Origin of the sequence: Solirubrobacter soli DSM 22325 (assembly GCF_000423665.1) — a bacterium.
GTDB lineage: Bacteria > Actinomycetota > Thermoleophilia > Solirubrobacterales > Solirubrobacteraceae > Solirubrobacter > Solirubrobacter soli.
The window spans coordinates 530,760-541,500 of record NZ_KE384071.1; the positions used below are offsets into that span (position 1 = coordinate 530,760).

A 10,741-nucleotide genomic window follows, 5' to 3' on the forward strand; every position below is an offset into this window, starting at 1 on the left:
TGCGGCCTGCGGCGGCGCGGCGTGCCCGGCGGGCGCGGGCGCTGCGGCCTGCGGCGGCGCGGCGTGCCCGGCGGGCGCGGCCTGCGGCGTCGCGGCGTGCCCGGCGGGCGCGGCCTGCGCGGGCGGCGCGGCCTGCGACGGCGCGGCGTGCCCGGCCTGCGCGGGCGGCGCGGCCTGCGGCGGCGCGGCGTGCCCGGTGGGCGCGGCCTGCGGCGGCACGGCGGCGCGGCCGGCGGCCGTCTGCGGGACCTCCGGGGTGCGTGGCGGCGCGGCGACCACGGGGCGGTTCGCCTCGAGCCGCGCGATGCGCTCCTGCAGCGCCTTCACGGTCGGCTCGAGGTCGGGCTTGGCCGCCTTGACGAGCGCGAGCTCGAGCTGGGTGCGCGGGTCGGCGCCGTCCTTCATCGCGCGCAGCGCGTTGGCGATCAGCTCGAGCAGCCGGACGAGCTCGGCGCCGCCGACGCGACGGGCCTGCTCGGCGAGGCGCTGGTCCTGCTCGGGGGTCACCGCGAGCTCGGTCGGCACCGCGCCGAGCACCTGGGTGACCATGAGGGCCCGGGCGTGGGCCTCGAGGTCGCCGAAGAAGCGACCGAGGTCGCGCCCGCTATCCGCCAGTCGTGCCGCCGCCAGCAGCGCCGAACGGGCGTCGCCGGCCGAGATCGAGTCGATCGTGCCGAACAGCAGGTCGGCGTCCGCGGCGCCGAGCACCGCCAGCACGTCGTCGATGACGATCGCCTTGCCGGAGTAGGCGACCAGCTGCTCCAACGTGCCCAGCGCGTCGCGGAAGGAGCCCGTGGCCGAGCGGGCGACCAGCGCGATCGCCTCGTCGGGGACCTCGATCGACTCGCTATCGGCCGCACGGCGCAGCACCGAGGCGATCTGCGGCACGCTCGGGCGCCCGAAGTCGAAGCGATGGCAGCGGTCGACGACCGTCGGCAGCACCTTGTTGGCCTCGGTCGTGGCCAGGACGAAGATCGTGTGCGGCGGCGGCTCCTCGAGCGTCTTGAGGAACGCGTTCCACGCCGCCGGCGTGAGCATGTGCGCCTCGTCGAGGATGTAGACCTTGTAGGCGCCGGCGACCGGCGCGTAGGCGACGCGCTCGCGCAGGTCGCGGATGTCGTCGACCGAGTTGTTGGACGCGGCGTCCATCTCGACGACGTCCAGCGAGGTCGCCTGGACGATGCTGCGGCAGGACTCGCACGCGCCGCAGGGGTCCAGCCGCGGGCCGCTCGGGCCGGTCCCGCCACCCGCCTCACCGGCGCAGTTCAGCGAAGCCGCCAGGATCTTGGCCATGGACGTCTTGCCGGTCCCTCGAGAGCCGACGAACAGGTACGCGTGGTGCACGCGGTTCTGCTCGATCGCGTTGGAGAGGGTGCGGACGACGTGCTCTTGGCCTACGACGTCTGCGAACGTGCGGGGGCGATGACGGCGGTACAGAGAAGCGGCCACGGGCTGTCTGAGTCTAGTGGCGAGGTCGGCCGCCTCGGGCTGCGCGCGGCGATCATGATCCCGCTCGGAGCGCTCGTCGCCTGGGCGCTGATCGGTGCCGGGTTCCTCAACTACGACACGGCCTACAGCCTGCTCTGGGGCGGAGACGTGGCGCACCTGCGCAAGCCGGACTTCAGCGTCCCCGTCGCTCCCACGCCGCACCCGCTCTCGACGGCGCTCGGCGTCGTCCTGACGCCGTTCGGCGACGCCGGCCAGACGATCTGGGTCGTGATCGCGTTCCTGGCGCTGGGCGCTCTGGCCTGGGTGACCTACGAGCTCGGAGCCCACTGGTTCGGGCCCGCGGCCGGCGCCGTGGCCGGCATCGTGATCCTCACCCGCATCCCGGTGCTGAGCTTCGGTGTGCGCGCCTACCTGGACATCCCCTACGTGGCGCTGGCGCTCGGCGCCGTTCTGGCCGAGGCACGAGGCAAGAACCCCCGCCTCATCCTCACATTGCTGACGCTCGCGGGCCTCCTGCGGCCGGAAGCGTGGATGTTCGCCTTCGCCTACGTGGCGTACAAGCGCGACGTGCGCCTGCTCCCGTGGGCCGCGGCCGCCCCGGTGATCTGGATGGCGCACGACCTCGTGCTCGCCGGCGATCCGCTCCACTCCCTGCTCGGCACCCGCGACAACGCCGAGACGCTGCAACGCAAGACCGGCCTGGCCGCCGTCCCCGGCACGGTGCCGAGAAGGCTCGGCGAGATCCTCCGCGAGCCCGGCCTGTTCGGCGCCGTGGTCGGCGGCCTGTTCGTGCTCGCGCTGCAACGTCGCCGGGCGGCGCTGCCGATCGCGGCGGGCTTCGTCTCGATCGCCGCCTTCTGCGTGCTCGCCGCCGCCGGACTGCCGATCCTCGGCCGCTACCTGCTGCTCCCCGCCGCGATCTTGGCCGTCTTCTGCGGCGCCGGCGCCCTCGGCTGGCTGCGCTATCAAGGCCCGCACCGCACGGCCTGGGCGCTCGCCGGCGCCGCGGTCCTCGCGTCCTTCCTCGTCTTCGCGCCCAACCACGTGGACCGCGTCCGCGACCTCCGCGCCTCGATGCACACGCAGGCCGGCATCCTCGACGACCTGCACACGATCACGGACGAGATCAGCTGCCGCCCGGTCGCGGTCCCGAACCACCGCCCGGTCCCGCACGTCGCGCTCTGGACCGGAATCCCGCCGGGAGAGATCGTCTCGGCACAACTCGAGCAGCCGACGAGCGGCGCCTACATCGACCCCGCGTCCGAGCGCGTGCTGCGCAACTTCACGCTCGACCCGAAGGACCCGAAGAAGCTCACCGCGAGCGTCCCGGCGGGCTTCGCAGAGGTGGCGAGCAACGCCTCGTGGCGGCTGTACGAGAAGTGCTGAAAAGTGGACCGTGCACCACTCTGTCGAGGTCGGCCTCCAGGGACGATCACCTCACTGACTCCGGTCAGGCGACCCCCATACGCCCGCCGGTGACCGCTTAAGGCTGCTTCCTTCCGGACCTGACCTGGTTCACGGGCCGACGTCGTAGGGGACCCAACCATCGACGCCGTGGCAGCGAACGTTGGCCCGGAGCCGTGCCCCTCGAGAGGGAATTCGGCCCCGCTAGAGCGGATTGCGGATACAGGGCGCCGCTACGTCCCCGCCTAGCACGGTCCGCGAACTAGCCTAGCGCCTCGCGCAGCTTGCGCAGCGCGCGGTAGACGCGGCCCTCGACCGTCGTGAGCGGAACGCCCAACACCGTCGCCATCTCGGGAACGGTGAGATCGGAGCCGAACCGGAGCGCGATCGCCTCGCGCTCCTCGGCCGCGAGCCCGTTCAAGGCCCGCATCACCTCGTCGCGCACCTCCACGCCCGCGAACGGGTCGCCGCCCTCGCCCACGTCGACCTTCGCGTAGGCGCGCCCCTCCGCCGCCACCCGGCGCACGTGATCGCGCAACACGTTGAGCGCGATCGCGTAGAGCCACGTCTTCGCCGAGCCCTTGCGCGGGTTGAATCGCCCCCGCAGGGCGCGCTCGAAGGCGTCCGCGAGCAGGTCCTCGGCCAGCGCGCGATCCCCCGTCCGATAGGCCAGGAACGCGAACAGGCCTTGGGCCTCGTCGCTATACAAACGCTCGAACTCGTCGTCTTTCAAGGATCCGCCAGTAAGGAATCGGGGCCGAGCTTCGTATCAGTGTGCGATGACCGAGTTCGACGACGTCATTCGGCTCCTGAAGGATGAGCGGCCACAGGCCACGGAATTGGAGCTGGACGAGATCAAGCAGCGAGTTCGCCGCCGCGCGGCGGATCCCTCACGGAGGAGTAGCCAGTCCATGAAGTCACGTATCGCCATTCTCGGCCTGCTCGTATCGGGGATGCTCTTCAGCACCGCCGGCGCGGGGTTGGCGATCTCCGGCGGCGGCTCCGCCCAGTCCGGCACGAACGCCGCGATCTCGCAGTACGAGACTCCGACGCCCACCCCGACCCCGACCTCGACGCCGGTCTGCACCCCGACGCCGCCGCCGGACAACGGCAAGGTCAGCCCGTCGGACACCTGCGGTGAGGGCGGCGTCCTCCCGGCCGAGTCCGAGAACGCGCCGACGACCGAGACGGCCCCGGCGACCGACACCGGCTCCGGCGTCCTCCCGGCCGAGGAGACCAACTCCGGCACGCAGCCCACCCGCCAGGAGGCGGCCGCGGCCCAGACGAGCCAGCTGCCGTTCACCGGCTTCGCGGCGATCCCGGTCCTGCTCGGCGGCCTCGCGCTGCTCTCAGGCGGCCTGGTCCTGCGCCGCCGCACCCGCGGCGAGTAAAGCGGGGGGATCCGGGGGGCGGCAGCCCCCCGGTCGTTCTCACCGAACGGGCGCCCCGCACGGCGGGGCGCCACGTCCGCGCCGGGTGTGCCGGCTGCGTTACGCAATCCGTAACGAGCCCGACTCACCCGCTCGGGATCGGCGCGCGCACCGTCACGTCGCGGCGCGCCTTCGCCGTCTTGGCCGCGTCGAGGTTCTTGACCAGCGCGACGGCGTCCGGGTCGAGCGGGTTCAAGCGCAGCGCCTCGCGGGCATACGGGCGCGGGTCGAGGCCGGAGACGCCGTAGACGATCGCCTGGCCGTAGGTGTACTGCCAGTTGTTCGGGTCGCGTTGGCGGGCGGCGTTCATCGCGCGGCGGGCGAGCGCGTACTGGCCGAAGCGGGCGTCGCAGTAGCCGAGCACCGCCCAGGGCTCCGGCCGCGTGCCGAAGCGCTCGGTCGCGGTCAGGGCGTCGTTGATCGCCACGTCGCAGTTGCGGTCGTCGTAGGCGTTGATCGCCTGGTCCAGCGGTCCCTGCGAGTACGCGAAGAGCGCCGGCGTCATCGCCAGCACGAGCACGGCCAGCGCCGCCACCACGCGCGGCATCCGCCCGAGCGTCCCGAGTCGCGAGCCCGACCCCGCCCGCCCCGCGAGCACGACCCCGCCCGCCCCGAACACCCACACGAACAGCGCGGGCATCTCCCAGTCCCAGTCGATCCCAGCGTGGATGGCGAGCATCGTCCCCGCCGCGACGAACGCGCCGTGCGCGTGCCGTTCCTCCCCGCCGAGGCGCGCCACGCCCATCACGAGCGGGGTCCCCAGCGCGACCAACAGCAGGACGAGCCCGACGATGCCCATCTCGCTCATCGTCTCCAGGTAGAGCGAGTGGCCGTCGTTGACCTTGACCGGCGGCGCCGGACGGTCGTGGTCCCACGTGATCCGGTACGTCCCGGCGCCCGTGCCGTGCAGCGGCTCCGCCTTGAAGCCGTCGAGCGCGACCCGCCAGTTGTCGATCCGCCCGTTGTCGACCGCGGAGGTCAGCCGCGTGCGCAGGTCGGACGAGTACGTCATGTACTGGCCGCGGGTGAAGGTCTCGCGGGCGTCGGCGATCCGCTGCGGCGCCCGCACGAGTGCGGCACCCACGAGCAGCGCGAGCGCGGCGCCGCCGAACAGCAGGAGCTTGGCCTCGCGCGGGATCTCGATCCGATCCAGCCAGCGATCCAGCGGCGCCGCCGCGAACCGCAGTCCCGCGGCGACGAGCGCGCACGCGAGCACGACGACGAAGACGTGCTTGCCCTGGCTCGCGGCGGCGGCCGAGGAGTCATAGTCCGCGCGCGCCAGCAGCTCGTTGCCGTAGGCGATCTTGGTGGCGATCGCGGCCGGGACGCCGCCCGCCAGCAGCCCGCTGACGATCCCCCGCGGCTGCGCCAGCACCAGATACAGGACGAACCCGATCGGGAGCACCCAGATCGCTCCGCGCGAGAACGTCAGGTAGAGCGTGACCGCGATCGGCGAGAGCAGCGCGGCGGCCACGACCTGGACCGCGCGCGGCTCGCTCCCGCTCGAGGTCAGATGCAGCGTCAGCAGCGCCCCGACGGCGCACGCGATGCCCATCGCGTTCCAGTACGTGAGGGGGAACGAGATCCGCTCCGGGAGGAACTGCTCGCCGATCGGGAACGCGTCCGGAAGCAGGCGGGTGACGAGGCCGGCGAGGGCGATCGCGGCGAACGCCGCGGCGACCCAACGGAGCACCATGGACAAATCTCCGATACGGGCCGCGGCGGAGCCGGTCAGCACCAGAACCAGGCCGTACAGAAGTGTCCGGTCGAACTCGGCCAATGCGCGGGCCGGCGCATCGGACCAAATTGCCGATGCGAGCGTCCAAATGGCCAAGCCAGCGAGCGCTCCAGAACTTAGTGCAAGAGCTGAACTCCAGCCTTCGAACGGCTTTTCGGCGAGTGTGATGCGACCGACGAGCACGAGCGCGAGCGTCAACGCAACGAGACCCACCTGCCCCGGAAAGAACCCACCTGCTCGAAAGCCCAGCCAAGCCGTCGTCAGCCCAGGTAGGGTTAGGTACCAGGCGCCAAAGAGGGCGCGAGCGCGGGCCACCGGACGGGGCGGGCTCAAGCGCTGACCGACAGAGGCCGATTCATGATTCAGGACCCCGTCGTACGACAGTCTGGAAGACGGTGCAGAGCGCAGACGGGGGATTGACACTCAGAATTCCTGGGCAGGATGGAGTCGCCCGCCAAGCAAGGACGCGGTCTTGAGCACGAATGCGACATCGGCAGATCCAGGGGGAAGTCTGAGCGTCTCAACGGACGTCCTAACTGAGGCGTTCATCGCGGCTGAGCCCCCGGCGGGCCGCCGCAACGCCCAGCTACGTCGTCAGTTGCTGTCGGCGGACATCATCGCGGGTTCCTTCACGGGAGCCATCGCCGCCGTCGCCGCCGGCCTGTCGCTGAACCAGCTGCCCGTCGTCGCGCTCGCCATCGGCCTCGGCTGGCCGGTGCTCGCCTACATCTGCGGCCTCTACGCGCTCGACGATCTGCGCTCGTGGGCGAGCGGCGTGGGCGACGCCCCGCGGCTCGCGGTCACCTCGCTCTTGATCTCGTGGCCTGTCTTCGGCCTGCTGACCGCGCTGGACGCCGGCTCCCCCGTGCTGGGAGCCCTGAGCGCCGCGGTCATCACCGGGGCCGGCGCCGGCATCGGCCGCGCCGCCGCGCGCGTCGGCCTGCATCGATCGCCCTCGCTGCGCGAGCGCACGCTGATCCTCGGCTCCGGCACGGTCGCCCTGCAGCTCGTGCAACGCCTGCAACGCCATTACGAGCTCGGGCTCGACCCGGTCGGCTACATCGACGACGACGTGCAGGAGCCCGGGCGCCTCGGCATCCCGCGCCTGGGCACGCTGGACTCGCTGGCCGACCTGATCACCTTCGGCCGCGTGGACCGCGTGATGATCGCGTTCACCCGCGCCAGCCACGAGGAGCTGCTGCACGCGATCCGCGTCTGCCGCGACGCCGGCGTCACCGTGGACATCGTCCCCCGCCTGTTCGAGTTCCTCGAGGGCGCGCGCACGATCGAGCAGGTCGGCGGGATGCCGCTGCTGTCGATCTCGCAGCCGACGTTCTCGCCGCTGTCGCGCTTCTCCAAGCGCACGCTGGACGTCATCGGCGCGTCGCTGGCGCTGCTGCTCCTCTCGCCGCTGTTCGCGCTGATCGCGGTGGCGATCAAGCTCGACTCGCGCGGCCCGGTCTTCTTCACCCAGCAGCGCTCCGGCCGCGGCGGGCACTTCTTCAAGCTCTTCAAGTTCCGCTCGATGAAGGTCGACTCGACCGTGCTGGTGCGCGAGGACGGCGCGATCGTCAAGGCGCCCGACGACGACCGCATCACCCGCGTCGGCCGCATCATCCGCCGCTTCTCGCTCGACGAGGCGCCGCAGCTGTTGAACGTGCTGCGCGGGGACATGTCGCTCGTCGGCCCGCGCCCGCTGGTGATCGCCGAGCACGCCGCGCTGAGCGAGGCCTGGCAGTCCCGCCGCGCCGACCTCCGCCCGGGCTTGACCGGTCCCTGGCAGGTGAGCGGCCGCTCGCACATCCCGTTCCAGGACATGATCAAGTTCGACTACCAGTACGTGGCCGGCTGGTCGCTCGCGCGTGACATCGAGATCCTCCTGGCGACGCTCCCCGCGGTCATCTCCGGCCGCGGCGCATACTGAAGTCAAGGCGGGGCAGCGCCTCCGCCCCACCCCGATCGTCCGACCTCAACGGCTCAGCACGCGGTCGTAGACCGCAGCCGTCCCGGCGACCATGTGGTCGAGGGTGAAGTGGGCGGCGTGACGTTCGCGTGAGGCTTGGCGCATGCGCTCGCGACGCTCGGGGTCGCGGAGCAACTCGATGACGGCGCCCGCCAGCGCGTCCGGGTCGCGCGGGGGGACGAGGAGCCCCGTCTCCGGCACGACCGCCTCGCGCGTCCCGCCGACCGCGGTGACGACCTGCGGCACCCCGCACGCGAGCGCTTCCAGCGGGCCGATGGGGAACGCCTCCCAGCTCGACGCGAGCACGTAGACGTCGAGCTCGCGCAGGTGGTTCGCGGCGGGCGGGCGGTAGGGCTCCCAGCGGGCGAGGCCGGCGTTCGGGTGGGCCTTGAGCTCCGCCTCCTGTGGCCCGTCGCCGGCGATGACGAGCCGGGCCTGCGGGACCGCCGCGAGGATCGCGGGCGCCGCGTCGAGGAACACGTCGACGCCCTTCCCGCGCCGCAGCGCCGAGACGGTCCCGACGACGGGCGCGCCGACGTCGCGCCGCGCACCCGCGGCCTCCCGCGCGGCGCCCTCCCTCCCCGCGGCCTCGCGCGCGGCGCCTTCCCTCCCCGCGGCCTCGCGGGCGGCACCGCCCCTCCCCGCGGCCTCGCCGCCGGCCCACGTGGCGCCGGCCGGGCACGCCGGGGACCCGTTGTGGACCACGGCGAGCATCCGCGGGTGCAGCTGGTTCGCGCGCGCCAGGTCGCGCTCGAAGGCGCAGACGCCGATGATCGCCGCCGTCGGCGGGGCGAGGAGACGTTCGACCACGTGGGAGAAGACCCGGCGCGCCTCGCGCATCTCGCCCACGAACGGGAACCCGTGCGGCGTGTACACGACCGGCGTCCGCGCGCTCCAGCCCGCCAGCCGCGCCAACACGCCCGCCTTGGCCGAGTGCGCATGAACGAGGTCGAAGCCCCGCAGCTCGCGCGCCAGCCGCACGAATGCCCGCGCATCGTCACGCGGGTGCGCGTAGTCGCGCCGGAACGTGAGCGGGATGAAGTCGACCGCAGGAGCGAACTCGCGCGGCGCGTACAGCACCGGCTCATGCCCGTGGACGCCGAGCCCCCGCACGAGCTGGGCAACGTGCTCGGCGGCCCCGCCGTCGGGCGGCTCGCAGACGAGGGCGATCCGCGCCATCGCGCCGCGAGTCTAGATAAAGCACCCCAGGCCTGCTTTATGTTCGGCGGCGGCGGACCGCGGAATCCGGCCCTTTGCCACCTAAAGCGAACCTAAAAGGGAGCAGGCCGGGTTTAGATTGAGTGGGTGCGTTCGGCGCGGGAGGGTTCGGCGGTGCCGGTGCCCTCGAAGTTCGCGATCACGCGGTAGGTGCCGCGGGACAGGCGCTTGATCTCGCCCGAGAAGCGGCCTCGCTTGGAGACCGAGTCCTTGGCACGGCGCACGGTCACCCACTCCCCGCCGCGCCGCCGCTGGACGGTGACGCGGGTGAAGCCGCTGACGGCTCCCGCGACGCGGCCGAAGACCTTCGTGCGGGTCAGGGTCACCGACGTCTTGGTCTCCTTCGGCTCGTCGGCGCCCGCGATGTGGGCCTTCGAGCCGCTCGAGGGCTTGACGGGCCGGCGCGGAGAGACCGGCGGTGCGGGCTCGGGGGTCGGGGTCGCGACCGGCGGCACCACGGGCGGAGGCGTCGGCGTGGGAGGAGCGACGGGCACGCGGACGAGCACCGCGCCACTGCCCGGCGCCAACGTGAGCTGGCTCACGACCGCGCCGTCGAGGTCGGCGAAGCCGGCGCCCACGGTCACCGTGCGGATCCCGTTGCCCGGCGGGTTCACGAGCACGACGCCGCCCGCGAAGTCGCGCCGCGACACACCCGCCCACGCCGCCCGCCCACCGAGCGGCGCGCCCAAAGCGACGTCGTATCCGCTCCACCAGCGGTTCTGCGCGGTCCAAGCGTCGTTCCCCAGGCTCGTGTCCAGCAGCAGGGCATTCGCGAGCCAATAGAGCCGCGGACCCGCCCCGTCGGCGTAGGCGTCGAGCACGACACCGCGCCCGGAGGCGACACGCCGCTCCACGAACGACGCGAACGACTCCCACGCCGACTGGTTCGTGAGGTACGGGCTCTCGATCGCGACCACGCTCGCGGCGTTCAGCTCGCGCTGGATGTCCGAGCGGGTGTCGCCCTTGGCCCACAGGACGTCGTGCACGAGCTCAGCCCCGGGGAGCGCGGCGCGCAGCTCGACCATGAAGTCGGCCATGTACCGCTGCCAGCTCGCCTCGGTCATGGTCGCGCCGGTGCGCGGGTCGCGGATCCCCGCGGCGGCGCCGCCGTAGTAGGTCGCGCGGCGCTCCATCGAGACGTCGTCGACGTACACGCCGACCGCTCCCGCGGAGGCGGAGGACACCTGCGCGATCCACCACGCGCGGTACGCCGGGTTGCCCAGGTCCGCGGCGAAAGAAGCGTTGACGTAGAGCAGCGTCCCGTACCCGTCCTTCAGAACCCAGTCGGGATGCGCGGCGGCCGTCGCCCCGTCGAGCGCGAGCGCGCTGCGCCGGATCCACGTCGTCGCCGGGTCGGACGCGGTCGTCCCGTGCGAGCGCCAGATGTGCGCGCGGGTCCAGGCCAGATCGCCCGACGCACCCGCCGTGCGGACCAGCGAGACCTTGCCCTGCGCGGCGGCGGGCGCCATCGCGAGAGCCAGCAGGATGAGCGCGATCAGGCGGACCATCTTGCTCCGGGTGGTCGGCACCCCGGAGGTG

8 protein-coding genes and 1 other RNA gene are annotated in these 10,741 nt (G+C 72.7%); 3 read left to right on the forward strand and 6 right to left on the reverse strand.

The annotated features are described in order from the left end of the window. Positions 1–1,449: DNA polymerase III subunit gamma/tau (dnaX, locus tag G569_RS63360; RefSeq protein WP_157592593.1), on the reverse strand; the 1,449-nt coding region annotated here is incomplete at its 3' end. Between the two features lie 54 nt (positions 1,450–1,503). On the opposite strand from dnaX, the gene G569_RS63365 reads away from it, so the two are divergent. Then, entirely contained in the window at positions 1,504–2,835 is a 1,332-nt protein-coding gene (locus G569_RS63365) for a hypothetical protein (protein ID WP_028067324.1), read from the forward strand. Between the two features lie 8 nt (positions 2,836–2,843). Here G569_RS63365 and ffs read toward each other — a convergent pair. Together ffs and G569_RS0138350 are read right to left on the reverse strand one after the other, a co-directional pair. Then, positions 2,844–3,107, reverse strand: an RNA gene (gene ffs / locus G569_RS60635) — signal recognition particle sRNA large type. An 8-nt stretch (positions 3,108–3,115) separates the two neighbouring features. Beyond that, positions 3,116–3,586, reverse strand: a complete 471-nt coding sequence (locus tag G569_RS0138350; RefSeq protein ID WP_028067325.1) for an RNA polymerase sigma factor — start codon at positions 3,584–3,586, stop codon at positions 3,116–3,118. 178 nt (positions 3,587–3,764) lie between these two features. Between G569_RS0138350 and G569_RS0138355 the strand changes: the two genes are divergently transcribed. After that, entirely contained in the window at positions 3,765–4,244 is a 480-nt protein-coding gene (locus G569_RS0138355; RefSeq protein ID WP_157592594.1) for a hypothetical protein, read from the forward strand. A 124-nt stretch (positions 4,245–4,368) separates the two neighbouring features. On the opposite strand, the gene G569_RS0138360 is transcribed toward G569_RS0138355, so the two are convergent. After that, the gene (locus G569_RS0138360) at positions 4,369–5,979 is read right to left on the reverse strand and encodes an O-antigen ligase family protein (protein ID WP_028067327.1); all 1,611 of its coding nucleotides are present in this window, start codon (positions 5,977–5,979) and stop codon (positions 4,369–4,371) included. Positions 5,980–6,619: 640 nt separating this feature from the next. On the opposite strand from G569_RS0138360, the gene G569_RS55200 reads away from it, so the two are divergent. Further along, positions 6,620–7,945 (forward strand): sugar transferase, encoded by a 1,326-nt coding sequence (locus G569_RS55200; RefSeq protein WP_053227635.1) that lies wholly within the window; start codon positions 6,620–6,622, stop codon positions 7,943–7,945. Between the two features lie 45 nt (positions 7,946–7,990). Here G569_RS55200 and G569_RS0138370 read toward each other — a convergent pair whose 3' ends face one another. Together G569_RS0138370 and G569_RS0138375 are read right to left on the reverse strand one after the other, a co-directional pair. Further along, on the reverse strand, positions 7,991–9,163 hold the full coding sequence (locus G569_RS0138370; RefSeq protein ID WP_028067328.1) for a glycosyltransferase family 4 protein: 1,173 nt from the start codon (positions 9,161–9,163) through the stop codon (positions 7,991–7,993). Positions 9,164–9,276: 113 nt separating this feature from the next. After that, complete coding sequence (locus tag G569_RS0138375) at positions 9,277–10,731, reverse strand: putative glycoside hydrolase (RefSeq protein ID WP_028067329.1); 1,455 nt, start codon at positions 10,729–10,731, stop codon at positions 9,277–9,279. Between the last annotated feature and the right edge of the window lie 10 nt (positions 10,732–10,741).